A 20,577-nucleotide genomic window follows, 5' to 3' on the forward strand; every position below is an offset into this window, starting at 1 on the left:
TTCAGCCTGACGTACTGCACCGTTCGAAGGCCCCGGCTCCCGAGAGGGAGTCGGGGCCTTCGCTTCGTTCGGTGGAGTTGGTGACCACGGACGACGGCGCCGCCCACCTGATGCGGTGGGCGGCGCCGTCGTGCGTGGAACAGGAGCGCTATGCCCCCTTGCCCTCGACGTCGTCCGCGAGCGTTCCGAGGTAGAGCTGGATGACCTTGGGGTCCTTGAGCAGGTCGCGCCCCGTGCCCGTGTAGGCATCGCGGCCCTGGTCAAGGACGTAGCCGCGATCGCAGATCTGCAGGCAGCGGCGGGCGTTCTGCTCGACCATGATCACGGACACGCCAGCGCGGTTGATCTCGTGGACCCTCAGGAACGTCTCGTCCTGCTTGACGGGGGAGAGGCCCGCGGAGGGCTCGTCGAGCAGCAGGACGGCAGGTTCCATCATGAGTGCCCGGCCCATCGCGACCATCTGCCGCTCGCCGCCCGAGAGGGAGCCGGCCCGCTGGGCGCGGCGCTTCCCGAGCTCGGGGAACAGCTCGGTCACGAAGTCCCAGCGCTGCTTGAAGTCCTTGGGGCGTTGGAACATGCCCATCTGCATGTTCTCCTCGATCGTGAGGGACGTGAACACGTTGTTCGTCTGGGGGACGAAGCCGATGCCCCGGCTCACGAGCTTGTTCGCCTTGAGCCCGGTCAGGTCCTGCCCGCGCACCACCACGGAGCCCGAGTGGACCTTCACGAGGCCGAACATGGCCTTCAGGAGCGTCGACTTTCCGGCGCCGTTGGGGCCGATGATGCCGATGAGCTCGCCCTTGCGGGCCACGATGCTGCAGCCGTTGAGGATGTTGACGCCGGGCAGGTACCCGGCGACGAGGTCGGTGACTGCCACGACGGCGTCTCCGTCCGACGGCGCACTGGTCGCCTCGGGCGTGGTCTGCTGGCTCATTCCGCCTCCTTGGAGGGCTTCTCGTGCTGGTCGACGGTGAGGGTCTCGGCGCCGTCCACGACGGATCCGGGGGCGAGGATGCCGGCATCCTCAGTGCCGACCACCGACTCCTCATCGGCGGCCAGTTCCTCCTCGAGCTCCTCGAGGCCGCCCGCTGCGCCCAGGTCGACGTCGTGGTGGGCGCCCAGGTAGGCGTCGATGACGGCCTGATCCCTCATGACGTCCCCAGGCGGCCCCTCCGCCACGATCTTGCCCTCGGCCATGACCACGACCCAGTCCGCGATGTGGCGGACCATGTGCATGTCGTGCTCGACGAAGAGGACTGTCATGCCCTCGGCCTTGAGGTTCTTGATGTGGTCGAGGAGGCTCTGCGTGAGTGCAGGGTTGACGCCGGCCATGGGCTCGTCGAGCATGACGAGCTTGGGGCTGACCATGAGCGCGCGTGCCATCTCGAGGAGCTTGCGCTGGCCACCCGAGAGCGAGGCGGCGTAGTCGTCCCGCTTGGTGTCGAGCTTGAACTTGGTCAGCAGGCCCTCGGCCTGCCCAGTGATGTCCTTCTCGCGCTTGCCCCAGATGCCGCGGAAGAGCGCGTTGCGCAGCTTCTCGCCGGGCTGCTCGGAGGCCCCGAGACGCATGTTCTCGATGACCGTGAGCTTGCCCATGACCTTGGTGAGCTGGAACGTGCGCACCATCCCGAGCCGGGCGACCTTGTAGGACGACATGCCCGCCAGATTGGTGCCTTCGAACTGCCACGAGCCCGTGTTCGGGGTGTCGAAGCCCGTGAGCAGGTTGAACAGCGTGGTCTTCCCGGCGCCGTTTGGGCCGATGAGGGCCGTGATCTTGTGGCGCGGGATCTCGAGGTGCTCGACATCGACGGCGTTGATGCCGCCGAATCGCCGGCTCACGTTGTCCGCGACGACGATCGGGTCCCTCTTCCTGCAGCCCGGGGCCCCGGGCCCCTCGGCGATCGGACGGGCGTCCGTCATGTAGTCGACGGTATCGACGGGAGCACCTGCGGTGCTGCTGGTCTCGCTCATGAGAACGCGAGCTCCTTCTTGTTGCCGAACACACCTTGTGGCCGGAAGATCATCAACAGCATGAGGGCCACACCCACGAGGATGTAGCGCAGCTGGCCTGCCTGCGTGGTGCTCAGGAACGGCAGGGCGCCGATCTGGATGAGCCCGTACAGCACGTTCTGGGTCAGCGAGAGCACGACCCAGAAGATCATCGCGCCGACGATCGGGCCGAGCACGGTGGCCATGCCGCCGAGCAGGAGGCAGGTCCAGAGGAAGAACGTGAATTCCGTGCCGTAGTTGGCGGGCTGGACCACGTCACGCGGGAGGGTGAACACGAGGCCCGCGAGGGAGCCGAAGATGCCGCCGAGGATGAGCGCCTGCATCTTGTACGCGTACACGTTCTTCCCAAGCGAGCGCACGGCCAGCTCGTCCTCGCGGATGCCCTTGAGCACGCGGCCCCACGGGCTGCGCATGAGCAGCCACACGACGATCCCGAGGATGACGACGAGGCCCCAGCCGAAGACACGGAAGAAGAAGTCGTTGCTGCTGTAGCCGAAGTAGACCGTGCCCTGGGGGAACGGGTTGAGCCGGAGGAAGTCCTGCCGGATGCCGGCGAGGCCATTGGCCGAGCCCGTGACATCGGTGAGCGTGTTCGTCGTGACGACATAACGGATGATCTCCGCTGCGGCGATGGTCACGATCGCGAGATAGTCGGCGCGCAGGCGGAGGGTCGGGATGCCCAGGATGAGGGCGAAGACCACCGAGGCGAGCACGGCCGCGATGAGGGCGAGCCAGAAGGGGAACTGGAGGTGAATCGTGGTCATGGCGAAGACGTACGCCCCGACCGCGATGAAGCCCGCCTGGCCGAAGTTGAGCAGGCCCGAGTAGCCGAAGTGCACGGCGAGGCCGAGGGCGGCTAGTGCGTAGGCGGCCGTCGTGGGGCTGAAGAGCTCCCCGACTGCCTCGCTGAGTATCTGTCCGAAATCCATGATGGCCTCCTCTAGCCCACACGCTCACGGCGGCCCAGGATGCCCTGGGGCCGGAACAGGAGGACGAGGATCATGACGACCAGCGCCCCGACGTACTTGAGATCAGATGTCAGACCGAACACGGTGGTCAGCTCGACGAAGACGCCCACGATGACGGAGCCCAGGAGTGCGCCGAACACCGTCCCGAGACCGCCCAGGGTGACGCCTGCGAAGATCATGAGCAGGATCTGCTGGCCCATGTTGAAGGAGACTCCGGGTCGGTAGTAGGCCCACAGTATGCCTCCGAGCGACGCGAGGAAGCCGCCCGTGATCCAGACGAGCCGGATCACGCGGTCGACGTCGATTCCGCTCGCCGCCGCGAGTGCTGGGTTGTCTGCGACCGCACGCGTCGCCTTGCCGAGGCGCGTCCGCAGGAGCGCGAACGCGATCAGGAGGATGACGACGAGCGAGATCAGCAGCGACCACAGGTTGTTGGGCGAGACGGAGATGGGTCCGAGCTCGATGTCCGTGGACTGCGAGTACGGCAGCTGCTGGGTCGCGCCGCCGAAGAAGAACAGGATGACGTAGCGGACGGCGAGTGCGAGACCAATGCTCACGATCATCATCGGCACGAGGCCCGTGCCGCGCTGGCGCAGCGGCTTCCACAGCCACGCGTCCTGAACGTAGCCGAAGGCGACACCGGCGGCGAGGCCCGCGATGATCGCAAGCCAGAAGGGCGCGCCGATGGCGCTGAGCGAGAAGACGACGACGGCGCCGAGTGTAACCATCTCGCCGTGGGCGAAGTTCGTCAGGCCCGTGGTGCCGAAGATGAGGGAGAGGCCGACGGCGGAGAGCGCGAGCAGCAGGCCGAAGCTCAGACCGGCGACGAGCCGGTTGGCCAGATTGGAGAAGAAGCTCTCCTGATGCACCTGGATGCCCGCGCCGAACGCGAAGATCGTGCTGGCGTTCGAGGTCTGGTTGAACGTCACGGTCCGGGGGTTGTCCTGGCCCTCGGCAAGCTTGATGCCATCCGGCAGCGTGGACTCGTCAAGGGTCACCTTGTAGCTGCCCTGGGTGGGCACGGAGATGGTCCACGCGCCCGACGCCCCCGAGGTCGTGCTGCCGGTGAAGCCTTCTCCCTCGGCGGTGATCTTGACGCCTTGGAGGGGCTGACCGGCGTTGCGCAGGAAGCCCGAGATGCTGTTCTGGAACTGGGTCTGGCTTGAGCTCGGACCGGGGCTGGGCGAGGTTGTCGCGTCAGCGGCTGGGGCGAGAGCCAGGAGCACTGCGAGGAAGGCGCCGATCAGGGCGCCAGCGGCCACCAGCACGCGTGGTACGCGTGGCCGGCGTATGGCCGGGGCTGTGCTTGTCACGTAGGAGCCTCCGTACTTTCCGGGGGGAGCGGCTGGCACGGCCAGCCGGAACGGTTGGTGCAACGGGTGCAGCCCATCGCACTGGGAACGCAAGCTCCGGAATGTGACGAATCTCACCCGTTGAGAGCAATGTTACCCGGGGGAAGCGTGGGGATTGCCGCGATGAGGCGCCGGTGCGCATCGCGATCGGATAACAACTGTGAAGGGACGCCTCCGTGTACTTTCAGTTCCAGTTAACTCTCGGCCCTCCCGATGGAATAGGCCTAAACCTTCGCCGCAGGCAGGCCAGAGGCTGTAGCGTCAGGGCAAGAAGCCCACCTCGGGGAACTTCCGGGCTTTCCTGTGCGTGGAACCGGCAGGGACCGCCGCAGCACCGGTGGTGGGCCATCGGGATCGAAACAGCCTCGACCCGCCGACGAACAAGGAGCCGACATGGCATTCGGGGGAAACCCTGTCTTCCGGGGGAAGACCTTCAAGGGAGCGGTCGCGACCGCTCAGCCGCCCGTTCCGCACGCCCAGGACCAGAGCCCCTACGTCAAAGGCCAGAACCCGTACGGCGCGAATCCGTACGGGCAGGGCACCTACGGCCAGACGCCCTACGGCCAGACCCCCTACGGCCAGGGCTTCCAGCAGCCGATGTCCGCCGACCAGCTGGATGCGCTCTACCGCTCGCCGGCGGCGAGCCCTGCCGAGACAGGGCGCATGACGTATGACGACGTCATCGTCAAGACGCTCGCCTGCCTCGGCTTCGTGGTGGTGGGTGCGGCGGTGACCCTTGCAGTACCCGCAGGTGCGGCGATGGGCCTCACCCTGCTCGGGGCCATCGGCGGATTCGTCCTCGCGATGGTGAATACCTTCAAGCGCGAGCCCGTGGCTGGCCTCATCCTCGCGTATGCGGGCCTCGAAGGGCTCTTCCTCGGCGGGCTCACGCGTCTCATCGATGCCCTCGCCCCGGGCGTGGGCCTCCAGGCGGTCCTCGGGACGCTGGTCGTCGCTGGCGTGACCCTGGGGCTGTACAAGAGTGGCAAGGTCCGCGCGACCCCGGGCCTCGCGAAGTTCCTGATGATCGCGCTCGTGAGCTACCTCGCGTTCAGCCTCGTGAACGTCGTCATCATGTTCGCCAACCCGAGCATGGGCGCGTGGGGCCTGCGCAGCAGTGTGCACCTGTTCGGCATCCCGCTGGGCGTGATCGTCGGCCTGTTCGCAGTCGTGCTCGCGGCCATCTCCCTCATCTTCGACTTCAACTCGGTCGAGCAGGGCGTCCGCGCCGGGGCACCGCGCGGCTACGCGTGGACGGCGGCCTTCGGACTGACCGTCACCCTCGTGTGGCTGTACACCGAGATCCTGCGCCTCCTGGCGATCTTCAACAGCAACGACTGAGCCAGGGACCCCGCAACGCCACGCCAGAGACCCCGCAACCGAAAGCAACGGTTGCGGGGTCTCTGGCGTCCGGTTGTGGGGTCTTTGGCGGGCTACAGGACCCGCCGTGCACCCTCGGCCGGGGACACGCTGAAGAGGTCCGGCGCCCTGTAGCCGGCACGGGAGAACGCTGCCGTGACCGCGTCGCCGACCGCTGCCGCGGCCTCGGCCGGAACGAGCGCGATGGCGGAGCCGCCGAATCCGCCCCCAGTCATCCGGGCGCCCACGGCCCCGGCGGCCCGGGCAGTCTCGACGGCGAGGTCGAGCTCCGGGCACGAGATCTCGAAGTCGTCACGCATCGAGGCGTGGCTTGCGTCCAGAAGGGGCCCGATCGCGGCGGGCCCTGCGGAACGGAGCACCTCGACCGTCTGGAGCACCCGCTCATCCTCGGTCACGATGTGCCGCACCCGTCGGAACGTGACCGGGTCGAGGAGCCCTTGGGCCTCGGCGAGGCCTGCAGTGTCCACGTCGCGCAGGGCATCGACGCCCAGCACCTCCGCACCGAGCTCGCACGCCGCCCGCCGGCTCGCGTAGCCGCCGTCGGAGTGGGAGTGCGCCACCTTGGTGTCGATGACCAGCACGGTGAGCCCGGCGGCGGATGCATCGAACGGAATGAGCTCGATGCTCTGGTCGCGGCAGTCGAGGAACACGGCGTGCCCTGCTGCGCCGCGCAGTGAGGCGGACTGGTCGAGGATCCCCGTCGGGGCGCCCACAAAGCCGTTCTCCGCCTGCTGCGTCAGCAGCACGAGGTCCTCGGCGCCGAGGCCCGCGCCCGCGAGCTCGGTCAGCGCGGTGGCGACGGCGCACTCGATCGCGTGCGACGACGAGAGGCCCGAGCCGGCAGGGACGCTCGAGTCGAGAGCGAGGTCGAAGCCCGGCACCGCGATGCCACGTCCCTGCAGCGCCCACACGACACCGGCCGGGTACACCGACCAGCCAACCGCGGATTCGCGGGTGAGGGCATCGAGGCCCAACTCGACCACGCCGCCGCCGTGCGTGGACACGAGCCGCACCGTCCGGTCGGGCCGGACGCGGACGGCCACCCGGGCGGCGAGGTCGATGGCGAACGGAAGGGCGAAGCCCTCGTTGTAGTCGGTGTGCTCCCCGATGAGGTTCACGCGGCCCGGCGCCTGCCACACGCCGTCGGGCGTCCCCCCGAACGCCGACGCGAAGGCGCGCAGCACCCCGGCGGTGGGACTGGGAGCGGGAGAGGGCGTGGTGCTCATGCGGAGGCCTTTCCGGCAGCGAGCACCTCGCGGAGCCGCTCGGCTACCTGCTCGGGGGTCGTGTCGTTGATGAAGGCGCCCATTGCGGCCTCGGATCCGGCGAGGAACTTGAGCTTGTCCGCGGCCCGGCGGGGCGATGTGAGCTGGAGGTGGAACCGGCTCGCGGGGCGCAGCACGGCGTCGAGAGGGGCCTGGTGCCACGCGGCGACGTAGGGCGTGGGTGTCGGGTACATCGCGTCCACGGCACCCAGGAGGGTGAGGTACGTGTGGGTGAGCTCGTCCTTCTCCTCCCCGGTAAGCTCGGTGAAGTCGGCGACGTGGCGATGGGGGACCAGATGCAGCTCGAGCGGCCAGCGCGCGGCGAACGGCACGAAGGCGGTGAAGTGATCGCCGTCGAGCACGACGCGTTCGCCCGAGTCCCGCTCGCGGTCCAGGAGCGAGCCGAGCAGCGTGGCGGTTCCTTCGGCGTCGTCGTAGAAGCGCCGGGCGGCGGCGCCGAGCTGCGCGGCCCGGGGGGCGACGTACGGGTAGGCGTAGATCTGCCCGTGCGGGTGGTGCAGGGTGACTCCGATGTCCGCGCCGCGGTTCTCGAACGGGAATACCTGCCGCACGCCGGGCAGGGCGCTCAGGGCCGCCGTGCGGTGGGCCCAGGCGTCGACCACGGTCCGCGCGCGCTCGTAGGGAAGCTCGCCGAAGGAGCCTGTGTGCTCCGGGGTGAAGGACACGACCTCGCAGCGGCCCACCGCGGGCACGGTGTGGCCCCAAGGCAGCGTTCGAGGCAGCTCGGTGAGATCCGGCCCGAGTGACGGGAAGCGGTTCTCGAACACGACCACGTCGTAGTCGGGATCGGGGATCTCGGAGGCGTTCCCCGGGGTGCTCGGGCACAGGGGACACTGGTCGGCGGGCGGCAGGTGGGTGCGGGACTGCCGATGGGCCGCCACGGCGACCCAGTCGCCTGAGAGCTCGTCGAAGCGCAGCTGTCCGTGGTCTGCGCGGCCGGGGAGCCCCCGCGCGTCGGCCAGGGGAGTGCGTGGTGCGGTGCCGGGATCGTCGAAGTAGAGCAGCTCGCGTCCGTCGGAGAGCCGCATCTGGGTGATCCGTGGGGTGGTCGGGGTCCCGGGGGCGATGGGTGCGTGGGTCATGAACGGCCGTCCTCGTGGTCGGTGCCATCCTCATCGACGGGTGCCACGATGAGGTCGGCGACATTCTGGCGGAGCTCTTCGAGTGCGCCGGTCGAGAGTCCGTCATCGGTGATGAGGGTGTCGACGGCGCTCAGGGGCAGGATTCGGGCGAGGCTTACAAGCCCGTACTTGCTGTGGTCGGCGAGGACCACGAGCCGGGCCGCGGACTCGGCGGCGGCGCGGTTGGTCTCGGCCTCGAGCATGTTGGGGGTCGTGAGGCCCCCGCGCGGGTGGAGTCCGTGGACGCCCATGAAGCACGTCTCGACGTGGAGCTGGCGCAGTGTGGACGTGGCGAGCGGACCCACGAGGGCCTCCGACGGCGTGCGCTCGCCTCCGGTGAGGATGGTGCGGATGCCGGGGTGGCCAGCGTCGCCCAACGCCTCTGCGACTTTGATGGAATTCGTCGCGACGGTGAGCTCCGGGATCCCCGCGAGGAGGCGGGCGAAGGCGAACGTGGTGGTGCCCGCCGTGACGAAGATCGTGGCGCCGGGCCGCACGAGTTCGACGGCGCGGGCGGCGATCGCGCTCTTCGCGTCCGGGCGGTGCGCACTCTTGACCGCGAAGCCGAGCTCGGTGAAGCCCACCTCGGTGGGCCGAGCGGCTCCCCCGTGGACGCGCCGCGCGAGCCCCTGCTCCTCGAGGTGCTCGATGTCCCGGCGGATGGTCATCTCCGAGACGCGCAGAGTGGAGGCGAGCTCCGTGACGCGCACGGCCTCGCGCCGCTCGAGCTCGGCGATGATATGTGCGTGGCGTTCTGCGGCCAGCATGCGATCCCCCTGACATTCTGCGGTGGGTGGACACCATAGTGAGAGCGAACAAACACAAACGAACAGATTTCTCACAAAATATAACATCAGTCCGAGAGTTCCCGCTAGCGTTAGCGCATGGCAATTTCTTCGGGCACATCGGGGACATCGGTTCCACCGGGACCATCGGGCGCCCGGCGCGCCGCAACCGGCCGCCAGCACGAGCTCCGGCACGGGGGTGCCGTCGCCGTGGTGACCGAGCTGGCAGCAGCGCTGCGCGCCTACTCGCGGGACGGCGTCGTGCTCACCGAGACGTTCGGCGACGACGAGATCCCGCCCGGGGCCACGGGGATCACGCTCGCCCCTTGGGCCAACCGCGTTGAAGACGGCCGCTGGATGCTGGACGGCGCCGTCCAGCAGCTCGACATCACTGAGCCCAAGCGGGGCCACGCGAGCCACGGGCTGCTGCGCAATGCCGGCTACGAGCTGCTGGGCCGGACGGAAGCCTCGGTCTCGCTCGAGGCCGTCGCCTTCCCCCAGCACGGCTACCCCTTCCTCGTGCGGCACCGCGTCGACTATGCGCTCGACGCCGAGGGCGGTCTGAGCGTGACCCAGACCCTCACGAACGATTCGTCCGCGCCTGCGCCGTATGTGCTCGGGGCCCACCCGTACCTCCGGCTCGGCGACACCCCGACCGAACAGCTCCTCCTCACGGTCCCGGCGGGCACCCGTCTCGTGGCCGACGACCGCCTCATCCCGCGGGCCTCTGAGCCTGTGGAGGGGGAGTGGGACCTGCGCGGCGGGCGGGCGGTGGGCGGGCTCTCGCTCGATTCCGCGTTCACGCAGCTGGACTTCGCGCACGACGGCGCTGGGGCGCCCGGCGTGTTCCGCGCGACGCTCTCCACGGAAGACGGACGCAGCGTCTGGCTGTGGCAGGATGACTCCTGCCCGTACGTGCACGTCTTCGTCACGGACACCTTCCCGGGGCGGCTCAAGGCCGTTGCGCTCGAGCCGATGACCGGTCCGGCAAATGCGTTCAACTCTGGAGACGGCCTCGGGTGGATCGCGCCGGGCGAGTCGGCCTCGATGCGCTGGGGGATCGGCTCAATCCTCTGAGGTCCGCGAGGGCCCGTGCCCACGGGCTGGCAATGGCAGGATGGGGGACATGGAGCCTGCCGATGAGGGACCCCAGCCCGACCATGTGACGCCGCTGCCTCCTGTTTCCAGGCCCATGAGGGCTGTGGGTGTCACGGATCTGCCGTTCGCACTCCGGATCTCGGCGGCCTGGTCGTGGCGCCTTGCGATCATCCTCGCGGTCGCGTGGGCGATTGCCTGGGCCCTCGCCCAGCTGAGCTTCATCGTGATCCCCGTCCTCGTCGCCGCCCTCCTCGCGGGGCTGCTCAGCCCGCTTGTCACGTGGCTGCGGCGAGTCGGGCTGCCGAGGGGCCTGGCCGTCGCTATCACCGAGCTGGGCTTCATCGCCGTCGTCGCCGGACTCCTGACGCTCGTGGGCCGCCAGATCTCCTCCGGCTTCTCACAGCTGTGGGGCGAGGCGCTCGCGGGGCTCGCCGAGGTCCAGAAGTGGCTCTCCGAGGGGCCGCTGCAGATCACCTCGTCCCAGCTGGACACCTACGTCAAGGACGCCCAGCAGATCCTGACCACCAACCAGGGCACGCTGGTCAACGGCGTCCTGAGCGTCGGCTCGTCCGCCGGGCACTTCATCACGGGCGCGCTCATCGCCCTGTTCGTGCTCGTCTTCTTCCTCCTCGAGGGCCAGCGGATCTGGGGCTTCCTCGTCGGGATGCTTCCGCGCCAGGCCCGGCCGGCGGCCGACGGTGCCGGCCGCAAGGGGTGGACATCCCTCGTGAGCTACGTCCGGGTCCAGGTGTTCGTCGCCGCGGTGGACGCCCTCGGGATCGGGGTGGGTGCGGCGATCCTCGGAGTCCCGCTCGCCCTGCCGCTTGGGATCCTCGTGTTCGTCTCCTCCTTCATCCCGGTGGTGGGCGCCCTGGTGAGCGGCGCCGTCGCCGTGCTCCTCGCCCTCGTGGCCAATGGCCTCACGAACGCCGTGGTCATGCTCATCATCGTCGTCGCAGTGCAGCAGCTCGAGTCGCACGTGCTCCAGCCGCTCGTGATGGGCCGTGCCGTGGCGCTGCATCCGGTCGCCGTGATCCTCGCGGTCGCGGCAGGCTCGTACATCGCGGGGATCGCGGGGGCGCTCTTCGCGGTCCCCACCCTCGCCGTCACGAACTCGGCGGTGCGCTACATCGCGTCCCGTTCGTGGGAGAACTCGTGGGAAACTGAAGGGGCGACCGCACCGGCTGATGCCGGGCGGACGCCCGTTTCCCCCGAAGCCCCCTAGGAGGCACAGAGCATGAATGCCCTCTCGACTCTCGCTGTGACGCTCGACGACGTTGTTGCCGCACAGGAGCTGCTCGAGGGCATTATTGCCAAGACGCCCATTGAGCAGTCCAGGGCGCTGGGGCAGATGGTGGGCGGCGACGTCTACTTCAAGTGCGAGAACCTGCAGCGCGCGGGGTCGTTCAAGGTCCGCGGCGCCTACGTCCGCATGGCGCGGCTCAGCGACGAGGAGAAGCGCGCCGGTGTCGTTGCGGCCTCCGCCGGCAACCACGCTCAGGGCGTGGCCTCTGCGGCCAAGCGTCTCGGCATCCGCGCGCGGATCTACATGCCGCTCGGCGTGGCCCTGCCCAAGCTCCAGGCCACCCGCTCGCACGGCGCCGAGGTCGTGCTCCACGGGCACAACGTCGACGAGGCGCTCGCCGAGGCCAAGAGGTACGCCGACGAGACGGGCGCCGTCTTCGTCCACCCCTTCGACAACGCAGACGTCGTTGCCGGCCAGGGCACGATCGGGCTCGAGATCCTCGAGCAGGTGCCCGAGGTGGACACGATCCTCATGGGGGTCGGAGGAGGCGGACTGCTCGCCGGCGTCAGCGTGGCGGTCAAGGCCAAGGCAGCCGAGCTCGGCCGGGAGATCCGCGTGATCGGCGTGCAGGCGGAGAACGCTGCCGCCTACCCGCCCTCGCTCGCCGCAGACGCAGTCGTGCCGCTGCCGAAGGTCGCCACCATGGCTGACGGCATCGCCGTGGGCCTCCCCGGCCAGATCCCGTTCAGCATCATCCGCGAGCTCGTCGACGACGTTGTGACCGTGAGCGAGGACTCCCTCGCCCGCGCGCTCATCTTCCTGCTCGAGCGCGCGAAGCTCGTGGTCGAGCCTGCCGGCGCGGTCGGCGTCGCCGCACTCATGGACGGCAAGCTCGCCGAGCTCGGCATCCACCCCAAGAAGACTGTCGTCATCCTCTCCGGCGGCAACATCGACCCGATGCTCATGCTCAAGGTCATCCAGCGTGGCCTCTCCGCGGCCGGGCGATTCCTCACGGTGCGCATGATGCTGGATGACCGTCCGGGCTCCCTCGCGACGATCTCGCGCATCATCGCCGAGAACGATGCGAACGTGACCGGTGTCGACCACACGCGCGTAGGCGGCTCGATCGCGATGGGGGACGTGGCGATCACGATCGACATGGAGACGAAGGGCCACGAGCACTCGGACCAGGTGCTCCGTGCCCTGCGGGCCGAGGGCTTCCAGCCGATCGTCATCCACGTCTGAGGACGCAGTGCCATGACGGCCGGCGCGCCGGGGACGAGGGGCCAGCTCGCTGGCCGAGCAAGGGCGGGACTCGCAACCATGACGGCCGTCACCGTGCTCCTGTACGTGATCGAGATCGTCAACATGGCCACGTTCGGCCTCCTGTCGCGCATGTTCGGCATCCGCCCGCGGGACGTCGGCAGCCTCCCCGACATCCTGACCTCGCCGCTCGTGCACGACTCGACCAGCTGGGCGCACCTGCTGGCGAACACCCTGCCGCTGTTCGTGTTCGGGCTCCTGGCTTTCCTCGCCGGGCTGAGGCAGTTCCTGACCGCCGTCGCGCTGTCCTGGGTGGCCTCGGGGATCGGCGTGTGGCTGTTCGGCGGGAGCGTTTTCGGCCACCCGGGCATCACCGTCGGTGCCTCGGGCGTGATCTTCGGGCTGTTCGGCTTCCTGCTGGTCCGCGGATTCTTCAATCGCAGCTGGTGGCAGATCCTGCTCGCCGTGGTCCTCTTCGCGGCCTATGGGAGCGTGCTCCTGGGCATCCTGCCTACGGTCGGGCGGGGAATCTCATGGCAGGCCCACCTCTTCGGCCTCGCGGGCGGCGTCATTGCCGCGGTCATGCTCCGTCCGCGCGGCCGAACCGCGAGCTGAGCCCTCACTTGGACCACGACGACGGCGCCGCCCACCTCGTGAGGTGGGCGGCGCCGTCGTGCGTGTGCGGGGTGCAGTCCGGGAAGGACCGATCAGCCGTTGTACGGGGTGGCCGAGATGATCTCGACCGCGATGTCCTTGCCGTTCGGGGCGGTGTAGGAGAGCTTGTCGCCCGCCTTGTGGCCCACGATCGCTGAACCCAGCGGAGACTTGTCGCTGAAAACGTCGATGTCGGTGCCGGCGTCGGCGATCTCGCGCGAACCGAGGAGGAAGTGCTCCTCTTCGCCGGCGATCTTGGCGACGACGAGCATTCCGGGCTCGACGACGCCGTCGTCAGCCGGCTTCTCGCCCACTTGGGCGTTGCGGAGCAGATCCGTGAGCTGGCGGATGCGGGCCTCGATCTTGCCCTGCTCCTCCTTGGCGGCGTGATAGCCGCCGTTCTCCTTGAGATCGCCTTCCTGCCGAGCTGCCTCGATCTTCTCGACGATCTCATGACGGCCGGGGCCCGAGAGGTGGTCAAGCTCGCCCTTGAGGCGGTCGTACGCCTCCTGGGTGAGCCAGGCGCCGCCCTGATGGGTCGTGGTGGACATGTCGTCTCCTTGTAGCGTCTTTCCAAGCAAAGACCCCGCCTGCGGCTGTCTCGTGAGGACTTCTCAGCCACCTGCGGGGCAATTGGTATTAGTACAGTCTAATGACTATGGGTCCGGATCCCAAGCCGGACGCAGGCCGTGTCGCTCTACGCCCCCTTGAGCCAGCACGAATCGACGACTCCGGAGACGGCCGCGGCCTCGGTGCGCAGCGGCACGCGCTGAAGGGTCGTCGTCATGCCCTTGGCGCCGTCCGTGGGGCCGATCTCGACCTCCTTGTAGCCGACGATCGCGAAGTCGTCCGCGAGGGCATGGACCGCGCAGACGGCGGTCGCGGACGCATCCTTGCTGATCTGGAAATCTATCTCGGCATGCCACGCGTCCGGTGTGGAGAAGCCGATGTCCTTCGAGTCGACGCCGCCGCCCGCGGCGTTGGAGGTGTAGGTGAGCCATCCGGCGATCGCGACGGCCACGACGAGTGCGGCAATGATGACGAGCCGGGCCGTGCGCCGGGTCAGGCGGCGCCGGGGGGCGCCGTAGCGGGCAGCGAGGGAATCGGTCACCCCACTATTCTAGGAGGCGTGTCAGCCAACGATTCCGCGCTCCGCCTCCTGGCCGTGCATGCCCATCCCGACGACGAGTCGAGCAAGGGCGCCCCGATGATGGCGAAATACCTCGCCGAGGGCGTCGATGTCATGGTCGTCTCGTGCACCGACGGCTCCCGGGGAGACATCCAGAACCCGACAATCCTCGATGCCCCGCACCCGCACCGGGACATGGCCGGCGCACGCCGCCTCGAGATGGCCGCTGCCCAGAAGGTGCTCGGCGTCCAGCACCGCTGGCTCGGCTTCACCGACTCGGGCCTGCCCGAAGGGGACCCGCTCCCGCCACTGCCGTGGGGCTCGTTCGCCTCGCTCCCGCTCGAGGAGGCCGCCGCGCCCCTCGTACGGCTGGTCCGCGACTTCCGACCCCATGTGGTCGTGGCGTACGACGAGAACGGGGGCTATCCCCATCCGGACCACATCATGGCCCACCGCGTGGCCGTCGAGGCGTTCCACGCCGCAGGGCGCGCGGAGGACTACCCGGACGCCGGCGAGCCGTGGGCTCCTGCGAAGCTCTACTACGACATCCCGTTCAATCCCGAGCGGACGCTGCGGATCCACGACGCGCTCATCGCCGCAGGGCTCGACTCGCCCTTCGCCGAATGGATCGCCCGGGCCACGGAGAACGACGCCGAGGGGCACCGCCCGTGGACGTCGCGCCATCCGGTGACAACGCACGTGGAGAGCGCCGAGTATTTCGGGGTCCGGGACCGCGCGCTCCTGGAGCACGCGACGCAGATCGATCCCGGCGGCTGGTTCTTCGCGGTTCCACTCGCCCTGCGCCAGCGCGAGTGGCCGTGGGAGGACTATGCCCTGATCGAGTCGACCGTGGGCTTCCCGGCCGAAGGGACGACCGAGACCGACCTCTTCGCCGGGCTACGATAGATCGGTGCAGAACCTCTTCGTTGCCCTCGCCCAGACACCACAGCCTTCCCCTGAGGGAACCCTGCGCCCCGGGCTGAGCGAGGACATGATCACCCCTGGAACGTGGGGGTTCATTGCGACCGCGTTCGTCGTGGTCCTCACGATCTTCCTCATCGTCGACATGGTGCGCCGCCTCCGCCGCCTGCGCTACAAGGCGCAGGTCGAGGAGGCCAGCGCCGCCACTGCAGCCCGCGGCGAGGCCGACACGCAGGCGGGTCCCGAGAAGGCCGCGGACGGAAATGCTGTCGACGCGACCGACGCCAGAGACCGCGAGACGGGCAGCAGCCGCTCCTAGCGCTGGTTCGTCGCCGGGACGCTGAGGCTCCCGTAGCGCTCCATCCGGTGCCAGCGGAGGTGGAGTCCCGCCATCGCGGTGAAGACGGACTGGATCACGACGAGGTACATGAGCTGGCGGTACACGAGCTGCTGGAGCGGCAGCGTCCACAGGGGGGCGAGCCTCTCCTTGTCGAGTCGGAATGCGTAGGCGGCCATAGCCAGCTGGGCCCCCATGAACGCGAGCCACAGGATCCCGATCCGCACCGGGTCAAGGAAGATGAGCCCGTAGACGGCGAAGACATCGACGATCGGCGCGAAGAGCGGCATGAGGACCTGCAGGACCAGCAGGTACCCGAGGCCTCTGCGCCCGAGCTTCCCGGCCTGGCCTCCCTGCACGACGGCGCCGCGGTGCTTCCACATGGCCTGCAGCGTCCCGTAGCACCACCGGTAGCGCTGCTTCCAGAGGGCGCCCAGGGTGGCCGGGGCCTCTGTCCAGGCCAGCGCGTCGTCCTTGTAGACGACCCTCCACCCCTCACGGCACAGGGACATCGTGAGGTCCGTGTCCTCGGCGAGGGTGTCGCTGCTGACTCCTCCGATGTAGAGGAGCGCGCCGCGCCGGAACGCGCCGATCGCGCCTGGCACGGTGGGCATGCACTCGGCCAGGTCGAACAGCCGCCGGTCGAGATTGAACCCGACCACGTACTCGATGTGCTGCCACGCCCCAAGGATTCCGCCGCGGTTCACCACCTTCGTGTTGCCGGAGACAGCGCCGACGCGTGGGTCGGCGAGCGGCTGGATGAGCGCGTGGACGGTGTGCGGCTCGAAGACCGTGTCACCGTCGACCATGACGACGATCTCGTAGGACGCCGCCCGCAGACCCGCGTTGAGTGCAGACGGCTTGCCGCCGTTCTCCTTCCGGATCACGAAGACGCCCGGGATCCCGAGCGACTCGACAAGGTCCGCCGTGCCGTCGCTCGAGCCGTCATCGACGACGATGATCTCCACCGGATGCGTCGAGGCGGCGATGGACCGGACCGCCGCCTCGATCCCTGCGGACTCGTTGTAGGCGGGCACAATGACGGTGACCGGTTCGGTGATCTCGGGCAGCAGCGGCACGTCGCGCCGCCGTCGGCCGCGCCGGGCCAGGCGGTGGTGGCGTGAGGCGACCGCGACCACGAGCACGGCGCGGATGAGCGTGACGATGCCACTGGCTGCGAGGAGCCACGAGATGACGTCGACGACGGTCCCGCTCGCACCCATGCCCCACACGAAGGCGGTGCCCAGGAGCTGTTCCGACTCGGGTGCCGGGCGCATGCTCGCGATCCCGACGGCGTCGCCGACAGTCGTCACCCGATAGCCCTTGCCCGCATCCTGCGTGAGCATCTCATCGAGGGCCTGGACGGTCTCGCTCCGGTCCCCGCCGCCGTCGTGCATGAGCAGGATCTGCCCGTGCGTCCCGCTGGGCGCGAGGTTCTGCTCGATCTGCGCGACCCCCGGCCGCGACCAGTCCCGGCTGTCCATGGTGCTGAGCACCGTGAGGTAGCCATCAGCGGCCGTCGACTGCATGGCGGCCCACGTGCCGGAGGTCACGGCGTCGTTCTCCGAGCTGTAGGGAGGGCGCAGGAGCGTGGCCGTCTCGCCGGTGATGCCCGCGAGGGCGCGCTGCGCGGTCTGGACCTCGAGCTGGCGGCGCCACTCGGGCGCTTTGCCCAGGTCCACGTGGGTGAGCGTGTGGAGGCCCACCTCGTGGCCCTCGGCGATCATGCGGCGAACGAGGTCGGGGTGGTCGATCGCGGCCGTGCCGACGACGAAGAATGTCGCGTGCACGTGGTGCGCTTCCAGCACGTCCAGGATGAGCGGAGTCCACACGGGGTCGGGGCCGTCGTCGAACGTCAGGGCTAGCGTGCGGTCCGCGGGCCGGGCCGTGTGCACGTCCGCGGTGCGGGCATCGACCACCGGCCCGCCGTTGAGGACGGATGCCGGGACGCCGGCCGCGCCGTCCCGCGAGGACGCGGAGTCGTCGCCGATCCCGGCGAGGTGCTGGGTGTAGCCCTGGACGGCGAGGGCGAGGGCGAGGGCGACGAGTAGCGCCGCGAGGACGATCCAGTGTGTGCGCACACGGCCCGGGAGGCGGGCGGCGCGGTGCGCCTTCGCCGGGGACGGGGCCATGGGCCGCCGTCCGGCCGTGCGTCGAGCCATCACGGGTGCGTGGGCTGCGTCGGGATGGTGCGCTTGTCCTGCCCAGGTGCCGAGGGGTTGCCCTGAGCCGAGATCGGGGTGGCCGTGGGCGCCGGTGCAGCGGTCGGTGCCGAGGCGGCCTGCGTCGACGCCCCGACAGGGACCCGTGCCGTCCCCGCCGGCGCCGTTGCCTGTGTGACATAGTTCGCGACGGTCAGCGGCGCCGATCCCGGGGCGTTGTCCGCCGCGCTCGGACTCGGAGTCGCGGCACTCGGGCGGCCGTCGGGGGTCTGCGCGGTGACAGTCGGGGAGGGAACGGCCGCAGCGGGGAGGAAGGGGGCCGCGGCGTTGGGGCCCCCGGTCATGAGGGCGATCCCGATGGTCACGAGGTAGCCCGCGACGAGGAGCAGTGCCACCCCGCCGATGAGGCGCATGAGGCGCAGCTTCCGGCCCGATGCGTCGACGAAGACAGGCCCGCCGTCCTCGTGTGCGGACGTGCCGGGACTGAGGGTGCCGCTGTCTGGGATGGCCATCGGTACCAGATTCTAGACGACGGGGCCTCGCGGCCGCACGCCAGGAGACGCCGGATGTCGCCGTCGCCGCCCGGTGCCGCAGTCGTGAGGGTGCAGACTCGGACTATGACGAACCGACTCGCGGGGCAGGCTTCGGCCTACCTGCGCCAGCACGCGGAGAACCCTGTCCACTGGCAGCCCTTCGGCGACGATGCGTTCGCGGAGGCGGCGCGGCGGGACGTCCCCGTCTTCATCTCGATCGGCTACGCGGCATGCCACTGGTGCCACGTCATGGCCCATGAGTCGTTCGAGGACCCAGCCACAGCCAGCCAGCTCAATGCCGGCTTCGTGAACGTCAAGGTGGACCGCGAAGAGCGGCCCGACGTCGACGGCGTCTACATGGCCGCCTGTCAGGCGATGACAGGTCAGGGCGGGTGGCCCCTGAGCGTCTTCGCTCTCCCGGACGGGCGCGCGTTCTACGCGGGCACGTACTTCCCGCCGGAGCCACGTCCGGGCCAGCCGAGCTTCAGACAGGTACTGACGTCCGTCGCGGCGGCCTGGGCAGATCGCCGCGACGCCGTCGAGCGCCAGGCCGACGCGCTCGCCGAGGCACTGGGAGGACTGTTCTCCGACCAGCTCCTGAGCGTCGGTCAGGCCCCGGAGTACGACGCCGGCGGGCTGGCCGCCGTGGCGAGCGGCGCCGTCGTGCGTCTGGGCCAGACTGAGGACCACGTCCACGGCGGGTTCGGCGGCGCGCCGAAGTTCCCGCCCTCGCCCGTGCTCGAGTTCCTCGTGCGTCATGCGGCCGGAGCGGGCGAGACGGCAGGCTACGCCCGGGCACTCGCCGGGCGCACGCTCGCCGCGATGTGCCGCTCGGCGCTCTTCGACATCCTCGGCGGCGGTTTCGCGCGGTATTCCGTCACGGCGGACTGGTCCCTGCCGCACTACGAGAAGATGCTCTACGACAACGCCCAGCTCCTGCGCGTCCTGGCCCACTGGACGCGGCTCGGCGGCTCTGCGGAGTTCCCCGCCGACGAGGCGCGCGATGCCGCTTCCCTCACCGCAGACTGGCTCGTCCGCGAGCTCGGGCTCCCCGGCGGCGGCTACGCGTCCTCGCTCGACGCGGACTCGGAGCGGGACGGGAGGCCGGTGGAGGGCGGCTACTACGTGTGGACGGGGACTGAGCTGGCCCGCGCCCTCGTGGACGCGCCGCACGACGGCGCCCGACTGGCGTCGTTGTTCGGCCTCCGGGTGGGGGAGCACGCCACCACGGCGGCGCCGCTGCACGCCGGGCGCCCCCTGGGAGCTGACGAGCGGGAGCTCCTCGAACGCCACCGCCCCGTTCTGCTCGGCGCCCGAGCGCGCAGGACACCGCCCGCGCGGGACGACAAGGTCGTGGCCGGGTGGAACGGACTGGCCATCGCAGCGCTCGCCGACGCCTCCGCCGTCTTGGACCGCGCGGACCTGCTCAACGCCGCCGAACGTGCGGCGGACCTCCTCGCTGGCGTCCATTGGGACGGAACCCGGCTCGCGAGGGTGTCCCACGACGGGAAGGCAACGGGTGTCGAGGGCGTGCTGGCCGACTATGCCGGGTGTGCCGAGGGGGCCTTCGCGCTGTACGCGGCAACCGGTGCGACCCGCTGGTATGCGTGGGCGATCGAGCTGGTCGACGCGGCGACCGGGAGATTCGTGGTCAGTGGGCTGCTCTCCGACGAGGCCCCTGCCACAGACGCCGGCAATGCCGGCAGCGCCGTGCGCACGGCCCGCGCGGGGGCCCGCACGCTCGATCCGCACGACAACGAGGCGCCGAGCGGCGCGTCGCTGCTCGCGGGTGCGCTCCTGACCGCGGCCGCGTACAGCGGTTCCTGGAAGCACCGCGCGCTGGCCGGATCGATCCTCGCGGGGCTCCCGAAGCTCCTGTCTCAGGGTCCGCGGCTTGCGGGCTGGCTCCTTGCGGTGGCCGAGGCCCGGCTGGCCGGACCGCTCGAGGCAGCGATCGTCGGGGCGCTGGACGGCACCCGGGCCCCCGAGACCTTGGCACTGCACCGCGAGGCGTTGCTTTCGCCGAGCCCTGGACTGGCCGTGGCCTTTGGCTCCACTCCGGGCACGCGCGGGTTGGCCCCGGCTGCGGGCGAGCCGAGCCGCGGGTCCGGCGGGCCGACTGCGGGTGGTGCGGAGTCCGGCGTCGTGCCCGTGACCGTGCCGCTGCTTCAGGACCGACCCGCGGCCGACGACGGCGGCCCGCTTGCCTACGTGTGCCGGGAGTTCACGTGCCGGCTGCCGGTCAATACCTTGGGCGCCCTGCGGGAGCAGCTCATGGGCGGGGGTTCGGCCCCAGCGGACGGGACCGGTGTGCAGTAGGCCCCGCAAGCCC

General features: G+C 69.8%; 19 protein-coding genes. 8 read left to right on the top strand and 11 right to left on the bottom strand.

Annotation, left to right across the window (positions count from 1 at the left end):
- Window positions 1-148: 148 nt before the first annotated feature.
- From RBS60_RS08670 to RBS60_RS08685, 4 genes are read right to left on the bottom strand one after another with little or no spacing between them, the layout of a single operon-like run.
- The gene (locus RBS60_RS08670; protein WP_307957152.1) at window positions 149-934 is read right to left on the bottom strand and encodes an ABC transporter ATP-binding protein; all 786 of its coding nucleotides are present in this window, start codon (window positions 932-934) and stop codon (window positions 149-151) included.
- Complete coding sequence (locus RBS60_RS08675; protein WP_307957153.1) at window positions 931-1,971, bottom strand: ABC transporter ATP-binding protein; 1,041 nt, start codon at window positions 1,969-1,971, stop codon at window positions 931-933. Before RBS60_RS08675 ends, RBS60_RS08670 begins: the two co-directional genes overlap by 4 nt.
- Entirely contained in the window at window positions 1,968-2,939 is a 972-nt protein-coding gene (locus tag RBS60_RS08680; protein ID WP_307957154.1) for a branched-chain amino acid ABC transporter permease, read from the bottom strand. The genes RBS60_RS08675 and RBS60_RS08680 overlap by 4 nt, the downstream gene beginning before the upstream one ends.
- Window positions 2,940-2,950: 11 nt before the next feature.
- Window positions 2,951-4,246: a branched-chain amino acid ABC transporter permease gene (locus RBS60_RS08685; RefSeq protein ID WP_374049257.1), complete on the bottom strand. Its 1,296-nt coding sequence runs from the start codon at window positions 4,244-4,246 to the stop codon at window positions 2,951-2,953.
- Window positions 4,247-4,723: 477 nt separating this feature from the next.
- Here RBS60_RS08685 and RBS60_RS08690 point away from each other — a divergent pair, with 477 nt between their 5' ends.
- A complete protein-coding gene (locus tag RBS60_RS08690; protein WP_307957156.1) occupies window positions 4,724-5,671 on the top strand; it encodes a Bax inhibitor-1/YccA family protein in 948 nt (315 codons plus the stop codon).
- 92 nt (window positions 5,672-5,763) lie between these two features.
- Here the strand turns inward: RBS60_RS08690 and galK are convergent, their stop codons facing one another.
- The 3 genes from galK to RBS60_RS08705 are packed head-to-tail and all read right to left on the bottom strand — an operon-like array spanning window position 5,764 to window position 8,884.
- Window positions 5,764-6,936, bottom strand: coding sequence for a galactokinase (galK, locus tag RBS60_RS08695; RefSeq protein WP_307957157.1), 1,173 nt, complete (start codon window positions 6,934-6,936; stop codon window positions 5,764-5,766).
- A complete protein-coding gene (galT, locus tag RBS60_RS08700) occupies window positions 6,933-8,078 on the bottom strand; it encodes a galactose-1-phosphate uridylyltransferase (RefSeq protein WP_307957158.1) in 1,146 nt (381 codons plus the stop codon). The genes galK and galT overlap by 4 nt, the downstream gene beginning before the upstream one ends.
- The gene (locus RBS60_RS08705; protein WP_307957159.1) at window positions 8,075-8,884 is read right to left on the bottom strand and encodes a DeoR/GlpR family DNA-binding transcription regulator; all 810 of its coding nucleotides are present in this window, start codon (window positions 8,882-8,884) and stop codon (window positions 8,075-8,077) included. Before RBS60_RS08705 ends, galT begins: the two co-directional genes overlap by 4 nt.
- A gap of 117 nt (window positions 8,885-9,001) precedes the next feature.
- On the opposite strand from RBS60_RS08705, the gene RBS60_RS08710 reads away from it, so the two are divergent.
- Genes RBS60_RS08710 through RBS60_RS08725 form a run of 4 tightly spaced genes read left to right on the top strand, consistent with a single transcriptional unit; the run spans window position 9,002 to window position 13,124 of the window.
- Window positions 9,002-9,979 (top strand): aldose 1-epimerase family protein, encoded by a 978-nt coding sequence (locus RBS60_RS08710; RefSeq protein WP_307957160.1) that lies wholly within the window; start codon window positions 9,002-9,004, stop codon window positions 9,977-9,979.
- 49 nt (window positions 9,980-10,028) lie between these two features.
- Window positions 10,029-11,225: an AI-2E family transporter gene (locus tag RBS60_RS08715; protein ID WP_374049253.1), complete on the top strand. Its 1,197-nt coding sequence runs from the start codon at window positions 10,029-10,031 to the stop codon at window positions 11,223-11,225.
- Window positions 11,226-11,237: 12 nt separating this feature from the next.
- Window positions 11,238-12,491, top strand: a complete 1,254-nt coding sequence (gene ilvA, locus RBS60_RS08720; RefSeq protein ID WP_307957161.1) for a threonine ammonia-lyase — start codon at window positions 11,238-11,240, stop codon at window positions 12,489-12,491.
- A gap of 12 nt (window positions 12,492-12,503) precedes the next feature.
- Complete coding sequence (locus tag RBS60_RS08725) at window positions 12,504-13,124, top strand: rhomboid family intramembrane serine protease (RefSeq protein WP_307957162.1); 621 nt, start codon at window positions 12,504-12,506, stop codon at window positions 13,122-13,124.
- 92 nt (window positions 13,125-13,216) lie between these two features.
- Here the strand turns inward: RBS60_RS08725 and greA are convergent, their stop codons facing one another.
- Together greA and RBS60_RS08735 are read right to left on the bottom strand one after the other, a co-directional pair.
- On the bottom strand, window positions 13,217-13,714 hold the full coding sequence (gene greA, locus RBS60_RS08730; protein WP_307957163.1) for a transcription elongation factor GreA: 498 nt from the start codon (window positions 13,712-13,714) through the stop codon (window positions 13,217-13,219).
- 146 nt (window positions 13,715-13,860) lie between these two features.
- Window positions 13,861-14,274 carry a DUF4307 domain-containing protein gene (locus RBS60_RS08735; RefSeq protein ID WP_307957164.1) on the bottom strand — a complete coding sequence of 138 codons (414 nt, stop codon included), beginning with the start codon at window positions 14,272-14,274 and terminating at the stop codon, window positions 13,861-13,863.
- Between the two features lie 18 nt (window positions 14,275-14,292).
- Here RBS60_RS08735 and mca point away from each other — a divergent pair, with 18 nt between their 5' ends.
- Window positions 14,293-15,198, top strand: coding sequence for a mycothiol conjugate amidase Mca (gene mca / locus RBS60_RS08740; RefSeq protein ID WP_307957165.1), 906 nt, complete (start codon window positions 14,293-14,295; stop codon window positions 15,196-15,198).
- Between the two features lie 4 nt (window positions 15,199-15,202).
- Window positions 15,203-15,532, top strand: a complete 330-nt coding sequence (locus RBS60_RS08745) for a hypothetical protein (protein WP_307957166.1) — start codon at window positions 15,203-15,205, stop codon at window positions 15,530-15,532.
- Here RBS60_RS08745 and RBS60_RS08750 read toward each other — a convergent pair.
- Window positions 15,529-17,712, bottom strand: a complete 2,184-nt coding sequence (locus RBS60_RS08750; RefSeq protein WP_307957167.1) for a bifunctional polysaccharide deacetylase/glycosyltransferase family 2 protein — start codon at window positions 17,710-17,712, stop codon at window positions 15,529-15,531. The genes RBS60_RS08745 and RBS60_RS08750 overlap by 4 nt on opposite strands.
- Window positions 17,712-18,224: a hypothetical protein gene (locus RBS60_RS08755; protein WP_307957168.1), complete on the bottom strand. Its 513-nt coding sequence runs from the start codon at window positions 18,222-18,224 to the stop codon at window positions 17,712-17,714. Before RBS60_RS08755 ends, RBS60_RS08750 begins: the two co-directional genes overlap by 1 nt.
- A 105-nt stretch (window positions 18,225-18,329) precedes the next feature.
- Between RBS60_RS08755 and RBS60_RS08760 the strand changes: the two genes are divergently transcribed.
- On the top strand, window positions 18,330-20,564 hold the full coding sequence (locus RBS60_RS08760; protein WP_307957169.1) for a thioredoxin domain-containing protein: 2,235 nt from the start codon (window positions 18,330-18,332) through the stop codon (window positions 20,562-20,564).
- The last annotated feature ends 13 nt before the right edge of the window (window positions 20,565-20,577 follow it).

The organism is Sinomonas sp. ASV486 (assembly GCF_030908215.1).
GTDB lineage: Bacteria > Actinomycetota > Actinomycetes > Actinomycetales > Micrococcaceae > Sinomonas > Sinomonas puerhi.

What these genes read in the sequence shown, in the direction of transcription:
- RBS60_RS08670 (WP_307957152.1), bottom strand. Translation starts at nt 934, where the DNA reads ATGAGCCAGCAGACCACGCCCGAGGCGACCAGTGCGCCGTCGGACGGA.
- RBS60_RS08675 (WP_307957153.1), bottom strand. Translation starts at nt 1,971, where the DNA reads ATGAGCGAGACCAGCAGCACCGCAGGTGCTCCCGTCGATACCGTCGAC.
- RBS60_RS08680 (WP_307957154.1), bottom strand. Translation starts at nt 2,939, where the DNA reads ATGGATTTCGGACAGATACTCAGCGAGGCAGTCGGGGAGCTCTTCAGC.
- RBS60_RS08690 (WP_307957156.1), top strand. Translation starts at nt 4,724, where the DNA reads ATGGCATTCGGGGGAAACCCTGTCTTCCGGGGGAAGACCTTCAAGGGA.
- galK (WP_307957157.1), bottom strand. Translation starts at nt 6,936, where the DNA reads ATGAGCACCACGCCCTCTCCCGCTCCCAGTCCCACCGCCGGGGTGCTG.
- galT (WP_307957158.1), bottom strand. Translation starts at nt 8,078, where the DNA reads ATGACCCACGCACCCATCGCCCCCGGGACCCCGACCACCCCACGGATC.
- RBS60_RS08705 (WP_307957159.1), bottom strand. Translation starts at nt 8,884, where the DNA reads ATGCTGGCCGCAGAACGCCACGCACATATCATCGCCGAGCTCGAGCGG.
- RBS60_RS08710 (WP_307957160.1), top strand. Translation starts at nt 9,002, where the DNA reads ATGGCAATTTCTTCGGGCACATCGGGGACATCGGTTCCACCGGGACCA.
- RBS60_RS08715 (WP_374049253.1), top strand. Translation starts at nt 10,029, where the DNA reads ATGGAGCCTGCCGATGAGGGACCCCAGCCCGACCATGTGACGCCGCTG.
- ilvA (WP_307957161.1), top strand. Translation starts at nt 11,238, where the DNA reads ATGAATGCCCTCTCGACTCTCGCTGTGACGCTCGACGACGTTGTTGCC.
- RBS60_RS08725 (WP_307957162.1), top strand. Translation starts at nt 12,504, where the DNA reads ATGACGGCCGGCGCGCCGGGGACGAGGGGCCAGCTCGCTGGCCGAGCA.
- greA (WP_307957163.1), bottom strand. Translation starts at nt 13,714, where the DNA reads ATGTCCACCACGACCCATCAGGGCGGCGCCTGGCTCACCCAGGAGGCG.
- RBS60_RS08750 (WP_307957167.1), bottom strand. Translation starts at nt 17,712, where the DNA reads ATGGCTCGACGCACGGCCGGACGGCGGCCCATGGCCCCGTCCCCGGCG.
- RBS60_RS08755 (WP_307957168.1), bottom strand. Translation starts at nt 18,224, where the DNA reads ATGGCCATCCCAGACAGCGGCACCCTCAGTCCCGGCACGTCCGCACAC.
- RBS60_RS08760 (WP_307957169.1), top strand. Translation starts at nt 18,330, where the DNA reads ATGACGAACCGACTCGCGGGGCAGGCTTCGGCCTACCTGCGCCAGCAC.